This window comes from Kitasatospora sp. NPDC057936, from assembly GCF_042887525.1.
GTDB lineage: Bacteria > Actinomycetota > Actinomycetes > Streptomycetales > Streptomycetaceae > Kitasatospora.
Genome location: NZ_JBHVPD010000001.1, coordinates 3,721 through 24,920 on the forward strand (window position 1 = coordinate 3,721; position 21,200 = coordinate 24,920).

The 21,200-nt window shown below is 75.9% G+C and carries 19 protein-coding genes; 13 read left to right on the forward strand and 6 right to left on the reverse strand.

Translation table 11 applies throughout. The features are described from left to right. Window positions 1-237 precede the first annotated feature (237 nt). On the forward strand, window positions 238-513 hold the full coding sequence (locus tag ACFVU9_RS00020) for a hypothetical protein (RefSeq protein ID WP_380447912.1): 276 nt from the start codon (window positions 238-240) through the stop codon (window positions 511-513). Here the strand turns inward: ACFVU9_RS00020 and ACFVU9_RS00025 are convergent. Beyond that, window positions 510-1,211, reverse strand: coding sequence for an ABC transporter ATP-binding protein (locus tag ACFVU9_RS00025; protein WP_380447910.1), 702 nt, complete (start codon window positions 1,209-1,211; stop codon window positions 510-512). The two genes, ACFVU9_RS00020 and ACFVU9_RS00025, sit on opposite strands and share 4 nt — an antisense overlap. A gap of 242 nt (window positions 1,212-1,453) precedes the next feature. Here ACFVU9_RS00025 and ACFVU9_RS00030 point away from each other — a divergent pair, with 242 nt between their 5' ends. Genes ACFVU9_RS00030 through ACFVU9_RS00040 form a run of 3 tightly spaced genes read left to right on the forward strand, consistent with a single transcriptional unit; the run spans window position 1,454 to window position 8,536 of the window. Next, the gene (locus tag ACFVU9_RS00030) at window positions 1,454-4,705 is read left to right on the forward strand and encodes an FtsX-like permease family protein (protein ID WP_387588408.1); all 3,252 of its coding nucleotides are present in this window, start codon (window positions 1,454-1,456) and stop codon (window positions 4,703-4,705) included. Next, the gene (locus ACFVU9_RS00035) at window positions 4,702-7,494 is read left to right on the forward strand and encodes a hypothetical protein (RefSeq protein WP_387588410.1); all 2,793 of its coding nucleotides are present in this window, start codon (window positions 4,702-4,704) and stop codon (window positions 7,492-7,494) included. Before ACFVU9_RS00030 ends, ACFVU9_RS00035 begins: the two co-directional genes overlap by 4 nt. 55 nt (window positions 7,495-7,549) lie before the next feature. Then, complete coding sequence (locus ACFVU9_RS00040; protein ID WP_380492195.1) at window positions 7,550-8,536, forward strand: ABC transporter ATP-binding protein; 987 nt, start codon at window positions 7,550-7,552, stop codon at window positions 8,534-8,536. A 20-nt stretch (window positions 8,537-8,556) separates the two neighbouring features. On the opposite strand, the gene ACFVU9_RS00045 is transcribed toward ACFVU9_RS00040, so the two are convergent. Both ACFVU9_RS00045 and ACFVU9_RS00050 read right to left on the reverse strand, forming a co-directional pair. Continuing rightward, window positions 8,557-8,736 (reverse strand): hypothetical protein, encoded by a 180-nt coding sequence (locus ACFVU9_RS00045; protein WP_380447904.1) that lies wholly within the window; start codon window positions 8,734-8,736, stop codon window positions 8,557-8,559. Between the two features lie 151 nt (window positions 8,737-8,887). Next, entirely contained in the window at window positions 8,888-10,423 is a 1,536-nt protein-coding gene (locus ACFVU9_RS00050; RefSeq protein WP_387588413.1) for an AMP-binding protein, read from the reverse strand. A gap of 138 nt (window positions 10,424-10,561) precedes the next feature. On the opposite strand from ACFVU9_RS00050, the gene ACFVU9_RS00055 reads away from it, so the two are divergent. Next, a complete protein-coding gene (locus ACFVU9_RS00055; RefSeq protein ID WP_387588415.1) occupies window positions 10,562-11,176 on the forward strand; it encodes an AAA family ATPase in 615 nt (204 codons plus the stop codon). A 214-nt stretch (window positions 11,177-11,390) separates the two neighbouring features. On the opposite strand, the gene ACFVU9_RS00060 is transcribed toward ACFVU9_RS00055, so the two are convergent. Together ACFVU9_RS00060 and ACFVU9_RS00065 are read right to left on the reverse strand one after the other, a co-directional pair. Further along, entirely contained in the window at window positions 11,391-11,804 is a 414-nt protein-coding gene (locus ACFVU9_RS00060) for a hypothetical protein (RefSeq protein WP_387588417.1), read from the reverse strand. Window positions 11,805-12,006: 202 nt separating this feature from the next. Then, a complete protein-coding gene (locus ACFVU9_RS00065) occupies window positions 12,007-12,219 on the reverse strand; it encodes a hypothetical protein (RefSeq protein ID WP_380447897.1) in 213 nt (70 codons plus the stop codon). A gap of 338 nt (window positions 12,220-12,557) precedes the next feature. On the opposite strand from ACFVU9_RS00065, the gene ACFVU9_RS00070 reads away from it, so the two are divergent. The 8 genes from ACFVU9_RS00070 to ACFVU9_RS00105 all read left to right on the forward strand — a co-directional run bounded on the left by ACFVU9_RS00070 (window position 12,558) and on the right by ACFVU9_RS00105 (window position 20,631). Continuing rightward, entirely contained in the window at window positions 12,558-13,094 is a 537-nt protein-coding gene (locus ACFVU9_RS00070; protein WP_387588419.1) for a GNAT family N-acetyltransferase, read from the forward strand. A 115-nt stretch (window positions 13,095-13,209) separates the two neighbouring features. Beyond that, window positions 13,210-14,445: a serpin family protein gene (locus ACFVU9_RS00075; RefSeq protein WP_387588421.1), complete on the forward strand. Its 1,236-nt coding sequence runs from the start codon at window positions 13,210-13,212 to the stop codon at window positions 14,443-14,445. A 149-nt stretch (window positions 14,446-14,594) separates the two neighbouring features. Continuing rightward, window positions 14,595-15,290: a thioesterase II family protein gene (locus ACFVU9_RS00080; RefSeq protein WP_387588423.1), complete on the forward strand. Its 696-nt coding sequence runs from the start codon at window positions 14,595-14,597 to the stop codon at window positions 15,288-15,290. 68 nt (window positions 15,291-15,358) lie between these two features. After that, window positions 15,359-16,603, forward strand: a complete 1,245-nt coding sequence (locus tag ACFVU9_RS00085; RefSeq protein ID WP_387588425.1) for a styrene monooxygenase/indole monooxygenase family protein — start codon at window positions 15,359-15,361, stop codon at window positions 16,601-16,603. A 122-nt stretch (window positions 16,604-16,725) separates the two neighbouring features. After that, window positions 16,726-17,163, forward strand: coding sequence for an archease (locus ACFVU9_RS00090; RefSeq protein ID WP_387588427.1), 438 nt, complete (start codon window positions 16,726-16,728; stop codon window positions 17,161-17,163). 12 nt (window positions 17,164-17,175) lie between these two features. Beyond that, window positions 17,176-18,603: an RtcB family protein gene (locus ACFVU9_RS00095; protein WP_387588429.1), complete on the forward strand. Its 1,428-nt coding sequence runs from the start codon at window positions 17,176-17,178 to the stop codon at window positions 18,601-18,603. A 211-nt stretch (window positions 18,604-18,814) separates the two neighbouring features. Then, window positions 18,815-19,801, forward strand: a complete 987-nt coding sequence (locus tag ACFVU9_RS00100; RefSeq protein ID WP_387588431.1) for an ABC transporter ATP-binding protein — start codon at window positions 18,815-18,817, stop codon at window positions 19,799-19,801. Beyond that, window positions 19,798-20,631: an ABC transporter permease gene (locus ACFVU9_RS00105; RefSeq protein WP_380437138.1), complete on the forward strand. Its 834-nt coding sequence runs from the start codon at window positions 19,798-19,800 to the stop codon at window positions 20,629-20,631. The genes ACFVU9_RS00100 and ACFVU9_RS00105 overlap by 4 nt, the downstream gene beginning before the upstream one ends. Window positions 20,632-20,641: 10 nt before the next feature. On the opposite strand, the gene ACFVU9_RS00110 is transcribed toward ACFVU9_RS00105, so the two are convergent. Then, a complete protein-coding gene (locus ACFVU9_RS00110) occupies window positions 20,642-21,064 on the reverse strand; it encodes a hypothetical protein (protein ID WP_387588433.1) in 423 nt (140 codons plus the stop codon). Window positions 21,065-21,200: the final 136 nt, after the last annotated feature.

A 21,200-nucleotide genomic window follows, 5' to 3' on the forward strand; every position in this document is an offset into this window, starting at 1 on the left:
GCTGAAGCCGGACCTGCCCCGGGTCCCGGGGTTTTGACGGCCTGAGCCTTTTCGCGCGTGCGGGGCCGGGCGTACTTTGCCCGCCGGCCGCCGTATTCGTGCCGGTGATGCCGGTCGATTCGTGGGGGGAATGAATTCGGGGGATTATTCCGGCGCGCGCAGTCGGCTTTCGCGCGCGGGGGTGACGGTCGGGCCACTGGGGGTGCGGGCGGCGGAGGTCTGGCGCAGGGTCGACGTATGACTGGTGTTGTGGTGATGCTGGAACTCGAACCGTCCACGGAGGTCCTGGACGCGGGCGAGGTCGACCTGAGTGCCCGGGTGCGGTTCGTGCACGCGGCGGCGGCCGACCCGGACGTGCCGGAGGACCCGGGTCCCGTCACCTTCTGCGGGCTCGACACGGCCGGCCTGGAGCGCGAGCCCTACCGGCCGTCCGGGCCCGGCGAGCCGTGGTACCCGCCGTCCCAGCGGACCCGGCGGTGCCGCGAGTGCGAGGCGGCGCTCCAGGCCGGTTAGTCGAGGATCCTGCCGTCGCTCAGCTCGATCACCCGGTCGGCGAGTTCCATCAGCGTCTGGTCGTGGGTGGCGACCAGGACCGTGACGCCCTCGCTGTGGACCACGGCGCGCAGCAGCTGCATGATCGCGCGGCCGGTCTCCGAGTCGAGCTGGCCGGTGGGCTCGTCGGCGATGATCAGGCCGGGTTCGTTGGCGAGGGCCCGGGCGATCGCGACGCGCTGCTGCTGTCCGCCGGAGAGCTCGCCGGGCCGCTGGTTGGCGTGCTCGGCGAGGCCGACGAGGGCGAGCAGGGCGCGGGCGCGCTCCTCGCGCTCGGCGGGGGCCGTCTTGCGCAGCCGCATCGGCACGCCGACGTTCTCGGCGGCGGTGAGCATGGGGATCAGGCCGAAGGACTGGAAGACGAAGCCGATCCGCTCCCGGCGCAGTGCCAGCCGGCCGTCCTCGTCGAGGCCGCCGAGGTCGGTGCCGTCGAGGGCGATGGTGCCGCCGGTCGGCGCGTCCAGGCCGCCGACGAGGTTGAGCAGGGTGGTCTTGCCCGAGCCCGAGCGGCCCTTGAGGGCGGTGAGTTCGCCCCGGCGGATCTCGAACGAGACGCCGCGCAGCGCGTGGACCGTCCGCTCGCCGCTGCCGAAGCTCCGCCGGAGGTCGGTCACGGCCACCATCGGTGCGGTGGCGATGACGTCCGGTTGCTGCGTCATGTGACGTCTCCCTTCGTTATCCGATTGTCGAACCCGCGGTCGCGGTTTGTGCGTTGAGGTCCCCGCGCGGACCGAATTCCTGAACTGTGCATGGCGTACTGACGATGTGTGGAGTCGTGGTGCAAGGAATTTGCTCACTACTCACCTGATTCGCGCAAGTCCCTTCCGTTCGTTGAACGAATCTGACAGCATCGTCCGCTATCCGGCGATCATGCGCCGTGGACGTACGGGGGAGGAACTCGATGCTCGGCTTCGTCGTGCGCCGGCTGCGCGGACGGCTGCCGCTGGCCGCCGCCGTCCTGCTCACCGTGCTGATCACGACGGCCGTGCTGACGGCGCTGGTCGCGTTCAACCGGAGCGTCGGCGATGCCGGACTGCGCCGGACGCTCCAGGGCCCCGGGCACGCCCGGACCACCGTCCTGGTGACGGTCGAACACGGCCTCGACCGGCAGGCGAAGGACGACCCCGCGCTCGACGCCTACCGCTCCGCGCTCTTCGGCTCCCTGCCCGTGCAGACCCAGGGCGTGCTCCGCAGCCGCTCCTACGGCCTGCCGGGGACCGGCGACTCCGGCGGCCCGGCCAAGGCCGACCTCACCGTCCTCGCCGACCTCGACCGCGGCCGGGTGCGCCTGCTCGCCGGGGCCTGGCCGGGCGCCGCCACCGGGCCGGTCCCGCAGGCGGCCGTCCCGCAGACCACGCTGACCCGCCTCGGCCTCGCCCCCGAAGCCCTGCCCGCCGACGTCAGGCTGGACGACCGCTCCTCGGGCACCCCGCTCACCGTCCGCATCACCGGCGTCTACCGCGCCCTCGACCGGACCGACCCGTACTGGCGCCTCGACCCGCTCGGCGGCCGGGAGGTCGCCGCCGGCGGCTTCACCACCTACGGACCGATGCTCGTCGACCACAGCGCCTTCACCACGGGCGGACTCCCGCAGGACGGCCGCGGCTGGCTGCTCGACGCCGACTTCGCGGGCGCCGACGAGGCCGGCGCGAAGGCCGTCGGCGACCGCGCCCAGGGCCTCGCGGACCGCCTGCGGGACCGCGCAGGACTCCAAGCGACCACCGAACTCCCCGACGTGATGCACGAGTTGGCCTCCGGCCTGCTCGTCGCCCGGTCCACCCTGCTGATCGGCGCCCTCCAACTGAGCGTCCTCGCCGCCGCGGCCCTGCTGCTCGTCGTCCACCTGATCGCCTCCCGCCAGGAACGCGAGAACGAACTGCTCGCCGCCCGCGGTGCGTCCGGCGGCCGGATCGGCGCCTTCACCGCCGTGGAATCGCTGCTGCTCGCCCTGCCCGCGGCCGCGCTCGCGCCGCTGCTCACCCCGTTCCTCGTCCGCGCCCTCGCCGGCCGGGTGACCCTCGACACCGGGATCAGCCGGGCGCTGTGGCCGATCGCCGCCGCCTGCGCCCTCGCCTGCGTCCTGCTCGCCGCCGTGCCCGGCCTGCTGCGCGGCGCCGGCGCCGCCCTGCGCGCCCGCACCGGCCGCCGCCAGGCGCTCGTCGCCGGCGTCGCCCGCAACGGCGGCGACCTCGCCGTACTGGCCCTGGCCGCCCTCGCCTACCAGCAACTCGCCCAGTACGGCGGCGGGTTGTCCACCGACTCCAGCGGCCGCCTCGGCATCGACCTGCTGCTCGTCGCCACCCCGACCCTGGCGCTGTGCGCGGGCACCCTCGTGGTGCTGCGCCTGCTGCCGCTCGTCGCGCGCCTCGGCGCCCGGATCGCCGCGCGCGGCCGGGGCCTCGGCCCGGCCCTGGTCGGCTGGCAGCTCGCCCGCCGGCCCGGCCGGGCCACCGGGCCGGTCCTGCTGCTCGTGATGGCGGTGTCCACCGGTGTCCTGGCGCTCGGCCAGCACGCCACCTGGTCCGCCTCCCAGCGCGACCGGGCCGCCTTCGGCACGGCCGGCGGCCTGCGCATCGCCGACTCGCAGAACTCCCCGATGGGCCAGGCCGGCCGCTACGGCGCCCTGCCCGGCGGCGACCGGCTCGTCCCGGTGCTCCGCTCCGAGCAGCCGCTGCCGCAGGGCACCGGCCAGTTCGTCGCGGTGGACGGCGCCGCCCTCGCCGAGCGCGTCCCGGTCCGTGCCGACCTGCTCGCCGGGCACTCCCGCCAGGAGCTGTTCGGTGCCCTCGGGCAGCCCGCGCCGACCGGCGCGCAGTCCGGGATCCCGCTGCCCGGCAAGCCGCTGCGGATCGACGCCGACGTGTCGGTCACGCAGCAGGACGTGGCCGGCCGCCCCGACGGGCCGCGGGCCGAGCCGGTGCGTCCCGAGGCCCGGCTGCTCCTGCGCGACCGCTTCGGGATCACCTACAAGGCCGCCCTCTCCGTGCTCCCGTTCAGCGGCGACGTCCACGCGACGGCCGACCTGAGCACGCTCGTGGACGCCCCGCTGGGCTCACCCGCCGCGCCGCTGACGCTCGTCGGCGCGATCGTGTCCTTCGGCGACCGCGCCGACGGCGAGCTGACCGTCCACCGGATCGCCGTCTCCGACACCGCCGGCGGCCCGGCCGCGCCCGTCGCAGCCCCCGCCGGGTTCGGCTGGAGCGCGACCGCGCCGAACGTCGGCAAGGAGGTGGAGAAGCCCGGCCCGGCCGCCGAGCTCGCCGCCCAACCGGCCGACCCCGCAGCGCTGTTCACCCTCCGCTACCGCTTCGCCGACGGTCGCGGCGACACCCTGCGCGCCGTCCTCACCCCGGCCGGGGCCACCGCCCCCACCGGGCTCAGCGGCGTCGCCACCCGCGGCTACCTGACCGCCGCCGGGGCCGCCGTCGGCGACACCCTGCGGGTCCAGACCGCCGGGACCGTCCTCCAGGTCAAGGTCACCGCAGCCGTCGACGCACTGCCGGTCGTCGGCGACAGCGCCCTCGTCGTCGACCTCGCCACCACCTCCCGCCTGCTCGCCGCCCAGGGCCGCGAACTGCCCGGCCGCGCCGAGTGGTGGCTGCCCGCCACCGGCCCCGGCGACCGCACCCCCGCCGAGGCCGCCGCCGCGCTGCGCGCCGCCCCCGGCGTCCAGACCGTCCAGCTCTCCGACGAGACCGCCGCCGCCCTGCTCGGCGACCCGGTCGGCGCCGCCCCGCAGAGCGCCCTCATGGCCATCGCCGTCGCCACCGCGATCCTCGCCGCGATCGGCTTCGGCGCCGCCGTGGCCGCCGCCGCCCGCGAACGCTCCCGCGACTCCGCCCTGCTGCTCGCCCTCGGCACCCCGCGCAAGCACGTGACGCGCACCGCGGCCGCCGAACAGACCCTCCTCGTCGCCCTGGGCGCCGCCGTCGGGCTCGGCCTCGGCACCCTGCTCGTCCACCTGATCGTGCCGCTGGTGGTGCTCACCCCCGCCGCCCGCCGCCCGATGCCCGAGGCGCTGATCGAGCTGCCGGCCGGCCAGACCCTCCTGCTCGCCGCCGCCATCGCCCTCGTGCCCCTGCTGTCGGCCTTCCTGACCGGACGCCGCCGTCGAGACGTGGCCGCCCGGCTGCGCCACGTGGAGGAGATGTGACCACCCAGGCCGGCACCACCGTGCCCCGCCCCCGCGCCGGCCGGCGCCCCGCGCCCTGGGTGCGGACCCGGCTGCGCTCGGCGCCGCTGGCCGCGCTGCTCATGGCCGCGCTCGCCTTCGCCACCGTCCTGCTGGCGGCGGCCTTCCCCCGCGCCGTCGACCGCGGCGCGGACGGCGCGCTGCGCGAGTTCCTGCGCGAGCGCGGCACCTCGAACACCAGGTTGCAGGCCACTTCCGGCCTGACGCGGGAGGAGACCGCGGCCCGTCTCGACCCCGTGGCGCGAAAGCTGGCCGAGCGGATCGGCCGCGACGTGCCGCTGGCGCCCTCCGGGCCGGTCTACGGCACCACGGTCCGCGGCCGCGAGCTGAGGAACCCGGGCCTGGTCCACCTCACGGAGTCCAACCCCGGGCTCGACCTGATGTACCTCCACGGCGTCGCCGGCCACGCGACCCTCACCGACGGCGCCTGGCCCGGGCCCGCCGCCCCCGGCCAGCCGCTGCCGATCGCGATCAGCAGGGCGGGCGCCGAGACCATCGGGATCAAGCTCGGCGACGTCCTCGACAACGGCGAGGAGTTCGGCGGGCCGGTCCGGACCAAGGTCGTCGGCCTCTACCGGGCCGACGAGAACGACCCGTACTGGGACGACCTGGCCTGCCAGACCCGGGCCTGCGCGCCCGGCGGCGCCTGGACGACCGGCGGCGTCGTCGACGGTTCCACCCTCGACGCCCTCCTCGCGTGGGGCGGCAACCTCAAGGACGCCCGGAACTTCTGGTCGCTCCCCCTGGACACCCCGGTCGTGCGCGCCGACCGGCTGGGCGACCTGCGCACCGCCGTCAGCGGGTACATCACCGGGCGCGGCGCCACCGACCTCGCCGCCGAGACCGGCCGCCCGGACCTGCGCGTCAACTCCTCCCTGCCCGACGTCCTCGACCGCGCCACCGCCCGGTACGAGGCCGCCGCGCCCATCGCCGCGATCGGCCCGGCCGGCGTGGCGGGCGTCGCCACCGTGGTGCTCTGCCTGGCCGCCGCCCTCGTCACCGAACGGCGCACCGCCGAACTGCGCCTGCTCCAGGCCCGCGGCGGCTCCCGCGGCGGCGTGCTGCTGCGCCTGCTCGGCGAGGGCGCGGTCACCGTCCTGCCCGCCGCCGTGCTCGCCACGACGCTCGCGCTGGTGCTGCTGCCCACCCCGCGCTGGGGCGGGTCCGTCCTCGCCGCGGGCGTGGCCACGCTGCTCGCGCTGCTGGCCTTCCCGGCCCGGGCCGCGCTGCTGTGGGCCAAACCGAAGGCCCCCGGCGGCTGGCGCCGCGTCATCGGCGAACTCGTCGTCCTGGTGCTGACCGGCGCCGCCGTCGCGGAGGTCCGCCGACGCGGCGTCGCCCCCGTCGGCACCGGCGTCGACCCGCTGCTGATCGCCGCCCCGCTGCTGCTCGCGGTCTCCGGCGGCGTGCTGCTCGCCCGGGTCCAGCCCGTCGTGGTCGGCTGGCTGGCCGCAGCCGCCGGGCGAGGGCGCGGCCTGGTCGGCTTCCTCGGCCTCGCCCGGGCCGCCCGCGACACCACCGGGCGCCGCCGCCCCTCGGTGCTGCCGCTGCTCGCCCTGCTGATCGCCGTCACCACGGCCGGGTTCGGCGCCACCGTCCTCGGCGACGTCGACGGCGTGCGGCTGCGCGCCGCCCGGCTCACCGTCGGCGGCGACGCCTCGCTCACCCTGCCGGTCGGGCCCACCCTGCCGGAGGAGTTCACCCGGGCGGCCGCGGCCCTGCCCGGCGTCCGGGCCGGCACCGGCGTCTGGACGGACACCGAGACCTTCCTCATGGGCACCAGGGACGGCTCCGCCCAGGTCACCCTCGTGGTCGCCGAGCCCGCGGCGTACGCCGAGATCGCGCGCACCCTCCGGTCCGGCGCCTTCGACCCGGTCGTCCTCACCGCCGGCTCCGGCGGCCCGGACACCCCGGTGCCCGCCCTGTTCAGCAGCGCCCTCGTGCCCAAGGTCGGCGGCGGCCCCGTCCGGCTGCGGCTGCCCAGCGGCAACGAACTGCTCCTGACCGACGCGGGCGGCGTCGACGCCACCCCCGCCCTGCCGGGCGCCTTCAAGCCCTTCGTCGTCGTACCGGTCGGTCCGGCCACCGCCCGGCTGCCCGAACTCGGCCGGGTCAACGCCTGGTTCGGCGTCGGTGCCATCGACGACGGGCAGTTCACCGCGCTGGTCCGCGACAAGGGGATCACCGCCGCCACCGGCCTCGTCAAGGTGGTCCGGGACACGGCCGAGGCCGCCGGACGCGACTCGCACGCCCTGCCCGGGGGCTACACCGTGCACACCAGCGCCGAGGTGGCCGCCCGGCTGGCCGCCGACCCGCTCCAGCGCTCGGCACAGCGGCTCTTCTGGGCCGCCGTCGCCGCGGCCGCCGGCTTCGCCCTGCTCGCCGTCCTGCTCACGCTCCTCCGGGCCGCCCCCGAGCGCGGCGCGATGCTCGCCCGGCTGCGCACCCTGGGCCTGCGGCCGCGCCAGGGGCTCGCGCTGATCCTCGCCGAGGCCCTGCCCCAGACCCTGGTGGCGGCCCTCGGGGGCGCGCTCGTCGCGCTGGCGGCGGTCGGCCTGCTCGGGCCCGCCTTCGACCTGTCGGCCCTGGTCGGCGCGGCCGTAGGGGAGAAGCTGACGCCCGCCCTGCTGCCCGTGCTGCTGCCCACGGCCGGGCTGACGCTCGTGGTCTGCGCGGGTGTGGTGGCGGAGACCTTCGTCTCCGGGCGGCGCCAGCTCGCCGCCGAACTGCGGGCGGGGGACCAGCGTTGAACGGGCGTGCGCGTGACGTGAGCGTCGAGACGACGAAGACGACAGGAGACCAGCGGTGAAGAGCACCCCCCAAGAGCGGACGGCCGTCGCGGTCCCCACCCTCCAGGAGCTCCAGCAGCGGGCCCTCGCCGCGGCCTCACCCAAGGCGTACGGCGCGGGCGCGGCCATCGTGTGCGACCGGCTGGTCCGCATCTTCAGCGCCGAGGGGATCGAGGTCCAGGCCCTCCAGGGCCTCGAACTCACCATCGCCCAGGGCGATCTGGTGGCCCTCGTCGGCGCCTCCGGCAGCGGCAAGTCCACCCTGCTCACCATCCTGGCCGGCCTCGACGTGCCGACCGCCGGGACGGCCACCGTCGCCGGGTGCGACCTGCTGGAAATGTCCGCGCGCGAACGCCTGCGCTACCGGCGCGAGGTGGTCGGCTTCATCTGGCAGCAGACCGCCCGCAACCTGCTGCCCTTCCTCACCGCCGCCGAGAACATCGCCCTGCCGATGCAGCTACGCGGCCGTCGCGGGGGCCGGAACTCGCGGCAACAGGCCGCCCGGGTGGCCGAGTTGATGGAGGCGCTGGAGATCGGCGACCTCGCCCACCGCCGCCCCGACGAGCTGTCCGGCGGCCAGCAGCAGCGCGTCGCCATCGCCGTCGCGATGGCCAACAACCCGCCCGTCCTGCTGGCCGACGAGCCCACCGGCGAGCTGGACTCCGAGACCGGCGCCGTCATCTTCGAGGCCTTCCGCACCGTCAACCGCGAACTCGGCGCCACCGTCGTGATCGTCACCCACGACCCGATGGTGGCCGGCGAGGTCCGCCGCACCGTCGCCATCCGCGACGGCCGGACCAGCAGCGAGGTGCTGCGCCGCACCGTCACGGACGAGCACGGCGAGGAGTCGGTCAACGAGCGCGAGTACGTGATGCTGGACCGCACCGGGCGGGTCCAGCTGCCCGTCAAGTTCCTGGAGGCGCTGGGCATGGAGCACCGGGTGGCGGTCGACCTCGCGGCCGACCACATCGAGGTCCGGCCGGACGACATCGCGGGGCACTGAGTCCTCGCGGGACGGAACAGCTAGGTCTCGCCGCCGCCCATGTGCTGGAAGAGTCCGCTCCGCTCGGCCTCCTCGCGGAGGTCGGGCGGCTCCCCGGCGCGTTCGCCCCGGGCGGCCGCGGTGCAGAGGGCGAAGACGAGCAGGGCACTGCCGGCCACGGCGAGGATGCCGAGCGCGGTCAGGACGCGGAGCCAGGTCACGGAGGTGCCTCCTGGGGACGGTGCGAGGGAACGCCGCCGGAGCTTTATCGGCACATCGGTCCGCACGGACGAGTGTCCACCTGCGGTTGTTCCCGCCGAGCACCGCGCGAGAGGTCGCCCGCGCGGGCGCTCGAAGCATCAAGGGGGCGCGTCACACCCCTTCGCGCGCCCTCAGGGCGGCGGACGCGTACCCCGGGGCGCCGTCCACCAGCGCCCGCAGCACCGCCAGGTCCGGCTTGCCCGTCCCCGTCAGCGGGATCTGCGGCAGGACCAGGATCGACGTCGGCGCGCTGAGCGGACCGCTCCGCTCCCGCACCCACCGGTGCAGCTGCTCCTTCGTCACCCGCGCGCCCGGCGCCGTCGTCACCGCCGCGTGCACGCGCTCCAGCAGGTCCGGCCCGGACGTCGCGAACATCACCGCCTCCCGGACCTCCGGGTGCGTGAGCAGCGGCCCCTCGACGTCCCGCGGGTACACGTTGTGCGCGCCCACGATCGCCATCGGCTCGCGCCGGCCGGCCACCGTCAGGTAGCCGGACGCGTCCAGGCCGCCGAGGTCCCCGGTGCGCAGCCAGCCGTCCCGCAGCACCTCGGCGGTGAGCTCCGGGTCCCGCCAGTAGCCCTCCATCACCGTCGGCGTGCGGACGTGGATCTCTCCGGTCCCGCCGGGCGGCAGCGGCGTGCCGTCCTCGTCCAGGATGCGCACCTCGGTGTCCGGGTACGGGCGGCCCGCCGTGCCGAGGAGCCGCGGGTCGAGGTGCTCGTCCGGCGTCAGCCGCGCCACCGGGCCGCACTCCGTCAGGCTGTAGGTCTGGTGCAGCACCCGCCCCAGGCGGCGCGTCGCCTCCGCGAGCCGCCGCGGGGCGGCCGGGCCGCCCGTATAGGTGACGCGGCGCAGGCTGCCGACGTCCGTCCGCGGCAGCATCGGGTGGTCCAGGACCCGGTACAGCAGGTGCGGCGGGAGGTGGACCCGGGAGACGGCGTGCTCCTCGACGGCGGCCAGGACCGCGTCCGCCGAGAAGCCGTCCTGGAGCACCACCGAACCGCCCGCCGCGAGCGCGAGGTCCGCCGACGTCCCGCCGCCGTGGCCCAGCGGCGTGCACAGCAGGAACACCGACGCGGCCGGCAGCTCGGGCCTCGGCGGGCGGGCGAACCGGCGCACCACGCCCTTCGGCCGTCCGGTCGTGCCACTCGTGAACCGCACCGCCATGACGTCCTCCGGCCGGCCCCGGGGCGCGAGCGCGGCGGGGGACAGCGGCGCGGCGAGCTCCAGGAGGTCCGCCCCGAGGTCCGTCGGGCCGAGTGCGAACAGGCCGGCGGCGGGGAGGGACCGGGCGATGTGCGCGGCGGCCGTCCCGAACCGCGCCGGGTCGAACACCAGTGCGTCGGTGCCCGCGAACGCGGCCGTCGCGACCTGCTCGGCCACCGGCCGGTCCAGGTACAGCGCGGCCACCCGGCAGCCGATCACGTTGGCGGCCAGCCGCACCAGCACCGTCTCCGGCCGGTTCCCGGCCAGCACCGTCACCCCGTCCCCGCGCCCCAGCCCGGCGCCCTCCAGCGCACGCGCCATGCGGTGGACGGCGTCGAGGCACTCCTGCCCGGTCAGCGCGCGCTCCCCGCAGCGGATCGCCACCCGCCCCGGATCGCGCGCCAGCCCCGCCAGCACCAGCCCGGTGTACGTCGCGGTCACGTTCGGCCTTCCTGGTTGTCGACGACCGGTCCTCGATGACCGGCCGTCGATGAACTGACGCACCATCATGTCGGTAGGCGGCGCGATGATGGCGCGCGGGGCTGTTATGGTTCCCGGTCGAGTACGAACGGGGGCCGGATGGGCAGCACGACGGACGGGACACGGGTGTCGCCGCGCGGGGTGGTCGACCTGCGGGGCGCGGACGGGCCGGGGTTCACGGTGCGGTACCCGGCGGGCGCGGTCGTGGTCGTCTCGGGGTTGCCCGGCGCGGGCAAGAGCACGCTGCTGCGGCGCTGGTCGGCGGCGGCTGCCGTCGCGGTGGTCGATCCGCGGGTCGTCCACGAGGCGTGCGAAGCCGTCATGCCCGCGTGGCTGCCGTACGCCGCCTACCGGCCGTGGGCCCGGTTGCGCCACGTGCTGCTCCTGCGGAGTTCCGTCCGGCGGGGCGGCCCGCTGCTCGTGCACGACTGCGGCAGCCGCGCGTGGATGCGGCGGTGGCTCGCGCGCGAAGCCGGCCGCCGGGGGCGCGAGTTGCACGTCGTCCTGCTCGACGTCGGCGCCGCCGCGGCCCTCGACGGCCAGCGTGCCCGGGGCCGGCACGCCTCCGCCCGGGTCTTCGCCCGCCACCGGGTCGGGCTGGCCCGGCTGTCGGCGGCGCTCGACCACGGCGATCCGGTGCCCGAGGCGGCGTCCGTGCTCCGGCTCGACACGGTCTCGCGCTCGCGAGCCACGGCGGTGCGGTTCGGCGGTTAGGGGCCGTTGCGGAAGTAGCCGGGTTTCACCGGGTTTTCACCGGCCGCCGGCACTGTCGTCCGGTAAATCCGGCCAGCCCTTTTCAAGACCGATGGCACCCGAAGAGCCCCAATCCTGACGGAGAGGTCGTTCAGTTCCGTCGGGGTGGTGCACGGGAAGTCGGCGGGGCCGACTTCCCGTGTGCGGCCGGAGGACGGCGGCCCAGCCTGCGGTGTCAGCGCTGGATCTCGGCCCGCGCCCTTTCGGCCGGCGTGCCGATGTTCCAGAAGCGGACGGTGCCGCGCGCGGTGGCGTAGGAGCCCGTACCGCCCGTGACGGCCATGTCGAGCGGGGCGCTCGACCTCTTCGTCCAGAGCGACTGCAGCGTCAGGGAGCCGCCCTCGACCTCCAAGGTGATCACGCACTGAGCCGTGACCACGCCGCCGTCGAGCTGCACGACCTGACACGATCCGCCCCCGCGCCCGATGCTGCGGCCGTCCTTGACGATGGTGCCGGAGTAGACGTCCATGTCACCCAGGCTCGGCCCGGCCGGGCCGAGGTCCACCGCCTGGTACTGGTCGTTCCGGACCGTGAGTTCGAGGACCTCGACGCCGCCCCTTCGCGGGGTGCTGGCGTCCGCGGTGCCCACCGCGACGAATCCGCGGCTGTGGCCAACGAGGTGGCGAGGAACCTCTTGACCATCGTGTACCCACTGCTGCGTCCGTTGGTGACCATGGTGGATTCCTTCGCCGTGACCTCGTGTGCGAACTCCCTCGACGCTATGACGTGCGAGTCGGTCGTTTCCAAGACCAATCGCGTTATCGCACCATGCTCCAGCGGGCATGATCGGCTCAGCCTTCGCGGCGCGCGCGGCGTTCGGCCTCGGCGTGCCACCACCCGGGCGGGGACGGCCCGTTGGCGGTCGCCGTCGGCTGGTCGGGGTGGAGGCCGAGCGGGCGCAGCGCGTCCGCGGGCAGGCGGACGTCGTACCAGCCGTGCCAGCGTCCGTCCGCGTCACGCCCGCAGACCAGGTTCACGAGGAAGTCCTTCGCCGGCCAGGGCATCCAGTCGACGCCCCGCTCGCGCAGTCAAGCGCGGACGGCCGCCATCGGGCGGGGGCTGCCCGGGAGGTTCTCGTAGGCGACGATGGTGATCCAGTCGGGATCGGCTGCGGTCATGTGGTCCAGGGTAGGCTCGTGGCCCTTCGCGGGGGAGGGGATTTCGTGATGGGCGACGGTGATCGACGGCGTTTGCCGGAGCGGGTGGTGGCAGCCCGGCGCGGGGCTGCCGCGCACCCCGACCTGGAGGCGGCCGAAGTGCCGGCCACGCCCACGAGTTCGGTGCACCCGGCCACGCGGAAGGACGCTCGCATGGACCGGACGGACCGGAAGGAACGGACCTCATGGTGACGATCGAGACGCCCCGCCTGATCCTGCGCCGCTGGCGGGAGGAGGACGTGGCCCCGATGGCGGCCATCAACGCCGACCCCGAGGTGATGCGGTGGATCGCCGACGGCCGGCCGCTGGAGGAAGCGGCCGCCCGCCGCTTCACCACGCTGGTCGAACAGCGGTGGGAGGAGGAGGGATTCGGCCTGTTCGCCGTCGAGGTGCGCGGGACCGGCGAGCTGGCGGGCTTCACCGGCCTCGCCGTCCCGCGCTTCCTGCCCGAGGTGCTCCCGGCCGTCGAGGTCGGCTGGCGCCTGGCCCGCACCTTCTGGGGCCGGGGCTTCGCCACCGAGGCGGCGCGGGAGGCCGTCCGCTTCGGCTTCGAGGACTGCGGCCTGGACCGGATCGTCAGCATCGCCCAGATCGGCAACACGGCGTCGGAGCGCGTGATGGACAAGCTGGGCATGCGGGTGGAACGCGAGACGACCACCCCGGCCACGGGCCGCCGCGTGCGCGTCCACGAGCTGACGCAGGAGCAGTACGACGCCCGCTGAGCGCGACCGCCGACCACGCCTGCTGACCACGCCTGCCGGGCGCGGCGAAAACCGCTGGCCGCGAGCGGCCGGGCACCCCTACGCTCCCGTGCGACGGCCGAGGACAGGGGACTTGATGAGCAGGGCCGGGATCGTACGCGGGGTCAACGAGCTGGGCGCGCGGTGGGCCGGGCACGCGCTGGCGGAGGGGCGGCAGACGCTGCTCATGCCCGCCGGCGTGTGGCCGCTGCTCGGGCTGGTGGCGCCGGCGGGCAGCCCGGCCGTCCGGCGGGACTTGGAGAACGCGCTCGGGCTGCCGGCCGACGCCGCCGCCGACCGGGCGCGCCAACTGCTCGGCCTGCTGGACGAGTTGCCGGGCATATCCGCCGCGCTGGGGCTGTGGACGGCCCAGGGGGTGCGGCCCCGGCCGGAGTGGCTTGCGGGCCTCCCGGCGGACGTGATCGGCCGCCTGACCGGGGACGGCGCGCAGGACCGCAAGGCGCTCGACGCCTGGGCGTCCCGCCGCACGGACGGGCTGATCGACGCCATGCCGGTGCAGGTCGACGACGACACCCGGTTCGTGCTGGCCGGCGCCCTGACCGTGCGGACCGAGTGGATCCGCCGCTTCGACGTCGGCGGCCGGGTGGACGGCGACGCGTGGGGCCGCGAGGTCGAGTACCTGTCGCGGTACACCTCCCTGCTCGACCGGGCGGCCGTCGCCGACACCCCGGCGGGGCCGGTCACCGAGGTGCGGGTGATCGGCAGGAACGACATCGACGTCCACCTGCTCCTCGGAGAGGCGGACGCCCCGGCGGCCGACGTCCTCGCCGCCGGCTTCGGCATCCTGGCGCACCGCCACCCCCGGGTCACCGCCGACCGCCTGCCCACCGGCGCGCCCGGCCCAGGACTCACGGTAGCCTGGCGGCGCAGCTACGAGCGCGAACCGGTCCTGGGCGTCTGCGTCCCGCAGTTCACCGTCGAGGCCGACCACGACCTGCTGGAACGCCCCGACCTCTTCGGCCTCACCACGGCGTGCCTCCCGTCCGTGACCGAGAGCCGCCTCCCGGGCCTCTCCCAGGACGACGAGCCGCTGTACGTCTCCAGCGCGCGCCAGACCGCCACCGCGTCCTTCGGCCCCCGCGGCTTCCGGGCCGCGGCCGTCACCGCGTTGGGCGTCGCGGCGGGGGGTGCGGCCGCCCTTCCGCCGTACAGCGTCCGCCACGTCCAGGCGGAATTCGGTCGTCCCTTCGGCTTCCTCGCCGTCCACCGCACGACGGGCCTCGTCCTCGCGGCGGGCTGGGTGACGGACCCGGACGCCTACAACGACCCGTGGGCCGCCTTCCTGGACCCGGACGACGAGATGCCCGAGTGACCCCTGGGGTCGGCCGGGCCGTCCTGCGAGACTGGGGGTGGCAGAAGATCGTCCGCTGAGAGAGGTCGCCCCGCATGTTCGGTAGTGCTGCTGTCGAGAGTCCGTGGTTCCGGCGGTTCAGTCCGAGTGACTCGGCGCCCTCGCGCGTCGTGTTCTTCCCGCACGCGGGCGGTGCTGCGAGCTTCTTCGTCGACTATGCGACCGCGCTGGCGCCGCACGCCGACGTGCTCGCGGTGCAGTACCCGGGGCGGCAGAACCGGTTCGCGGAGCCCGGGATCGACTCGGTGGCCGAGCTCGCGGAGTGCGTGTACCGGGAGCTGCGGGCCTGGGCGGACCGGCCGTTGACGTTCTTCGGGCACAGCCTGGGGTCGGCGGTGTGCTTCGAGGTCGCCCGGCGCTTCGCGCGGGACGGGGTGGCGGGGCCGGAGCACCTGTTCGTGTCGGCCGGGCGGGCGCCGTCGGAGCCGCGGGACACCGAGGTGCACCTGATGTCGGACGACGGGCTGCTCGCCGAGATCGGGCGGCTCGGCGGCACCGACCAGCGGCTGCTCGCCGATCCGGAGCTGCGCGCCCTGATCCTGCCGGCGCTGCGGGCCGACTACACCGCGATCGAGACGTACCGCTGCGCGCCGGGGGACACCGTGCCGCAGCCGATCACCGCGCTGGTCGGCGACGCCGACGACCGGGCGACGGTCGCGCAGGCGCGGCCGTGGGCCGGGCACACCACGGGCGGGTTCGACCTGCGGGTCTTCCCCGGCGGGCACTTCTACCTGACCGACCAGGCCCCGGCGGTGCTGGACCTGCTCGTCGCGCACCTGCGCGGTCGGTCCGGTTCGGGCTGGTGACGGCGCCCTACCGTTCGACTACCGTACGCATCTGACGTCCAGTCGGTCGAGCCGCCCGGGAGGCGTGCATGCGTCGGATCGCCGTCGTCGGAGCGGGTCAGGCCGGGCTGCAGCTCGCGCTCGGGCTGGTCGCGGCCGGGTACGAGGTGACGCTGGTCGCCGAGCGCACGCCCGAGCAGCTGGTCGGCGGGCGGGTGCTGTCCACGCAGGCGATGTTCGGCCCGGCGCGGCGCATCGAGGCCGCGGCCGGGCTGGACCTGTGGGCCGCCGACGCGCCCGCCGTCGACACGCTCACGATGGTGCTGGCCGTGCCGCCGGGCGTGCAGGCGCTGGAGATCACCGCGACGCTGGACGAGCCCGCGCAGTCCGTCGACCAGCGGCTCAAGCTGGCGCGCTGGCTGGAGCTGCTGACCGAGCGCGGCGGCCGGGTCGAGTACCGCACGCTCGACCGGGACGGGCTGCGCGCGCTCGCCGAGCGGCACGAGCTGACGGTGGTCGCGGCCGGGCGCGGCGGCCCGGCCGGGGTCTTCGAACGCGACGCGGCCCGGTCGCCGTTCGACCGGCCGCAGCGGTCGCTGTCCTGCCTCTACGCGCACGGCGTCGGTGCCCCCGACCCGGCCGTCGAGCCGCGGGCCCGGATGTACGCGCTGCCCGGCCTCGCGGACCTCTACCTCCAGCCGGCCCTGACGCTCTCCGGGCCGTGCGCGATCCTGCTGTGGGAGGCGGTGCCCGGCGGGCCGCTGGACGCGTTCACCGACGCGCCCGCGCCGGACGTCCAACTGGCCCGGATCCGCGCCCTGTTGGCGGAGCATCTGCCCTGGGAGGCGGAGTTCTGGCGGCACGCGGAGCCGACGGACGCGGGGGCGGGCCTGTTCGGGGCGGTCACGCCGACGGTGCGGCGGCCGGTGGCCGCACTCGGCGGCGCGCGGGACGTGCACGTGCTCGGCATCGGCGACGCGGTCGTGGTCAACGACCCGATCACCGGCCAGGGCGCCAACAGCGCCGCCCGCGCGGCCGACGGGTACCTGCGGGCGATCGTCGAGCACGGCGACGCCGCCTTCACGCCGGCCTGGATGGCGGCGACCGCCGAGGACTTCTGGCTGCAACACGCCCGGCACACCGTGGAGTTCACCGCCACCATGCTCACCGCGCCGGAGCACGTGCAGGGCGTGTTCGCGGCCGCCGCGCGGCACGAGGCGGTGGCCCGCAGGCTCGTCAACACCTACCCGGAGCCGAGCGACCACGCGGAGTGGCTGGCCACGCCGGAGCTGACGGCGGCGTACCTGGCGGCGGCGGGCGTGCACGGTCGGTGACCGCCCGGCGGCACTCGCCGCTGCCCGCCCGCCCGGCCGCTCTCGCCGCTGCCCGCTCGGCGCTCTTGCCGCCGCCCGCCCTACGGGTCGACGCTGGGAGGAGACGGCAGAGGAGGCAGGTCGTGGAGAGTGCCGCGAGCGGCCACCGGACCGTGCCGCACACGGCGGACCTCCAGGTGGAGGCGTGGTCGCCGACGGCCGAGGGCTGCATCGGCGAGCTGGTCCGCGGCGTCGTCGACAGCTTCGCCGACCTCACCGCCGCCGGCTCCGCCGGCGAGCGCGCCTGCACCGTCGTCGCGGCGAGCGACGCCGACCTGCTCGCGGGCGTCCTGGAGGAGGTCGTCTACCGGATGGACGCCGACGGCGAACTCCCGACGGCGCTCGCCCTCGGTGCCATCCACGACGCGGACGGCGGCCGGACCCTGGAGGTGCGTTTCGAGATGGCCGACACCGCCACGGCCGCGCTCGTCGGCGCCGTGCCGAAGGCCGTCTCACTGCACGGTCTGGACCTGCGGCCCGGCCCCGGCGGCTGGACCGGCCGGGTCACCGTCGACGTCTGAGAGGCACCGGCCGTGGAGATCACACTCACCGAGGAGGCCCGCCACCGCTGGCGGATCGACCGGACCCCGCCGATGCGCGTGCCCGGCGTCGTGTTCGCGAGCCGTGAGCTGCTGCCGCAGGCCGCCGGGGACAAGGCCCTCGAACAGGTCGCGAACGTCGCCACGCTGCCCGGGATCGTCCGCGCCTCCTTCGCCATGCCCGACGTGCACTGGGGCTACGGCTTCCCGATCGGCGGCGTGGCGGCGACCGACGTCGAGCAGGGCGGCGTCGTCTCGCCGGGCGGGGTGGGCTTCGACATCTCGTGCGGCGTCCGGCTGCTGGCGGCCGGGGCCGGCCGGGACGAGCTCGACGCGGAGCGGCTGCGCCGGCTGATGGACCTGCTCGACCGGGCCGTCCCGCGCGGCCTCGGGCGCGGCGGCCTGTGGCGGCTGGACGGACCGCGGGAACTGGACGAGCTGCTCGTCGGCGGCGCCCGCTACGCCGTCGAGCACGGCCACGGCGTGCCGCGCGACCTGGAGCGCTGCGAGGACGGCGGGGTCCTGGCGGGCGCCGCGCCGGGCGAGGTGAGCACGCGGGCCGTCGAGCGCGGGCTGCAGCAGGTCGGCAGCCTCGGCTCGGCGAACCACTTCCTGGAGGTGCAGGCGGTGGACGCGGTGTGGGACGCGGAGACGGCGGCGGCCTTCGGGCTGCGGCCGGGGCAGGTCTGCGTCATGATCCACTGCGGGTCGCGCGGCCTCGGCCACCAGGTCTGCACCGACCACGTCCACGCCATGGAGCGCGAGCTGCACCGCTACCGGATCGACGTCCCGGACCGCCAGCTCGCCTGCACGCCGGTCGACTCGCCGCGCGGCCGGGCGTACCTGGGCGCCATGATCGCCGCGGCCAACTACGGCCGGGCGAACCGGCAGCTGCTCTCCGAGGCGGCCCGCCGCGCCTTCGCGACGGCCCTCGGGGTCGGCCTGGAGCTCGTCTACGACGTCTCGCACAACCTCGCCAAGCTGGAGACGCACGACGTGGACGGCGTCGCCCGGCGGCTGTGCGTCCACCGCAAGGGCGCCACCCGCGCGCTCCCGCCCGGGGACCCGGACCTGCCCGCCGACCTCGTCCGGGCCGGCCAGCCGGTGCTCGTCCCCGGCACGATGGGCACCGCGTCGTACGTCATGGTCGGGCTGCCCGGCAACGACGCGTTCCACTCCGCCTGCCACGGCGCCGGGCGGGTGTGGAGCCGGCACCAGGCGCTGCGGACGGTGCGGGGCGAGACGCTGCACGGCGAGCTGGAGGCGCGCGGGATCGCCGTCCGGCCCGCCTCCTACCGGGCGCTCGCGGAGGAGACGCCGCAGGCGTACAAGGACGTGGACGCAGTGGCCGCCGTCACCGAGGAGGCCGGGCTGGCGCGCCGGGTGGCCCGGCTGGTGCCGCTGGGCGTCTGCAAGGGTTGAGCGCCGTTGCTGTGCGTGGTGCCGCCGGGCGTCTGCAAGGGTTGAGCGCCGTTGCTGTGCGTGGCGCCGCCGGGCGTCTGCACGGGTTGAGCGCCGCGCCCGTCCGGCGGTGTTGCTCGACACCTTCCGCGGGGAAGGCTTTGATGTCCCGGGGTCGGGCCCGGGACCGGGCCCGTCGAGGGCCGCGGGGCCGCGAGCGGAGGTGCGGGCCATGCCCAGCAGCAGACCGGTGATCGAACTGCGCGAGCTCACCAAGCGGTACGGCGCCACCGTCGGCATCGACCGGCTGGACGTCGAGGTCGCGGCCGGGGAGGTCTTCGGCCTGCTCGGGCCGAACGGCGCGGGCAAGACGACCACGCTGCGCTGCCTGGTCGGGCTGCTCCAGCCCTCCGGCGGCCGGGTGCGGGTGCTCGGCCTCGACCCGGTGGCCGACCACCGCCGGCTCGCGCCGTCGATCGGCTACCTGCCCGGCGAACTGCGGCTCTACCCCGAGCTCACCGGGCAGCAGACGCTCGACCTCCTCGCCGCACTCCAGGGCGCCCCGGTGCCCCGCCGGCGCGAGCTGTGCGAGCGGCTCGCCCTCACCCGCGCAGACCTCGGGCGGGCCGTGGGGGAGTACTCGCGCGGGATGAAGCAGAAGCTGGGGCTCGTCCAGGCGCTCCAGCACCGGCCCGGCGTCGTGGTGCTGGACGAACCGACCGAGGGCCTCGACCCGCTCGTCCAGGAGACGTTCTTCGAACTGCTCGCCGAGGAGACCGCCGCCGGGCGGACCGTCCTGCTCTCCAGCCACGTCCTGCCCGAGGTGCAGCGCACGTGCGAGCGGGTGGCGATCGTCCGGCGCGGGCGGCTGGTGACCGTCCGCTCGGTCGCCGAGCTGCGCCAGGCGCGGGCGCGGCGGGTGCGGCTCGTCCTCGCCGACGGGCGGGGCGCCCGGCCGCTCGGCGCCGCCGACCGGTGGTCCCCGCGGTGGGAGGGGCAGCGCGTGGAGCTGGTGGTACCACCGGACGAACTCGTCGAGACGGTCAGGGAGTTGCTCGGGGCGTTGCCGGTGGCGGACCTCACCGTCGAGGAGGCGGGACTGGACGAGGCGTTCCTCGACCTCTACCGCAACTCGGAAGAGCCGGAAGAGGAAGAGCCGGCAGAGGAAGAGTCGCAAGCGGACGAGCCGCCGGCGGAAGAGCCCGAGGAGCGGCCGTGATCGCGCGCACCGTCAACCGCCGCCTCCCGCTGGTCTGGCTCGCCCTGCACCGGCGGCGCCGGATGCTGCTCGGGCTGCTGTTCGGCATGGTCGTCTTCGAGACCCTGATCACCGTGATCACCAGCACCGTCCCGCACGGCGACCTGTTCGGCGCCCGCCGCACCCCGCCCGGCGCGTTCAAGGCCTTCAGCGGTTCCAACGGCGACGTCTCCATCGCCAGTTACCCGGGGCTGCTCGGCGCCGGACTCACCCACCCGTTCTGGATCGCGCTGCACCTGACCGTCATCGGCTCGCTCGGCGCCGCCGCCGTCGCGGCCGACGTCGAGTCCGGCACCATCGAGCTCCTGATGACCCGTCCGCTCTCGCGACGCCGCCTGCTCGCCGAACGGGCCGGCGCCCTCGTGGCGGCGTCGGTCCTGCTCAACGCGGCGGCGACGCTGACCATCGCGCTCGGGGTCGCGTTCTCGCCGACGCTGCGCGCGGCCGTGTCCGAGGGCGGGGTGTTCGCGGCCGGACTGATGGGCTGCGCACTGGCGTTCGGCCTGACCGGTCCGGTGCTCGCGGTCTCGGCGTTCAGCCGCCGCCGCGCGTACGTGATCGGCGCGGCGGTGGCCCTCGGCGCGGTCGGCTTCGCGCTCAACTTCATCGCCCTGGCGTGGTCCCCCGCCGCGCCGCTGCGGTACCTGAGCCCGTTCCACTACTACGCGCCCGGCGACGTCCTGGCCCACGGGGGTGTGCCGTGGCACTCGTTGGGCGTCCTGGTGGGCGTCGGCGCGGTCGGGCTGCTCGCCGCGTTCCGGCTGCTGGAGCGGCGGGACCTGGCGATCTGACGCCCGGGCTTCATGCCTGTGGGATGGCGCGGGCGGTGCCGGCGGTGCCGGGTGCTCCGGCGGCGCCGGGCGCACTGGAGCGGGCGGCATGCGCGGCGATGGCCTCGGCGGCGGTGAGGGGGAGACCGAGGTGCCGCGCGAGGCAGTCGGGGCCGTGGCCCTGGAGCGCGAACAGGTAGGCGGTCTGCACGCGGGCGTCGTACGCCACGTCGGGGGACGTGGTGGCGGCGAAGTCGCGGTGGTCGAGCAGGTACAGGCGCGGGGTGCCGTCCTGCAGGGTCAGCCGCAGCCTGCCGCGGACGATGGGGGCGTCGGCGGGCAGCGCGCCGAGCGGCGGCAGGTGCGGGGGCGTGCGGCGCAGGCCGCGCAGCAGGCCGGTGCCGCGGGTGGGGGCGTGCGACGGGGAGAAGCGTGGGAAGGACAGGCGGGTCATGGCGAACCTCCGACGGCCGGGGGCCGGGGGGAGGGCGCGCGCGAGCGGACCGACTGGCGTCAGCGCGCGCCGGGGCGGGGTGCGGAAAGCGGGGAACAGGGCCGACTGTGGCCCGGACTACTACTGGAGTCCATTT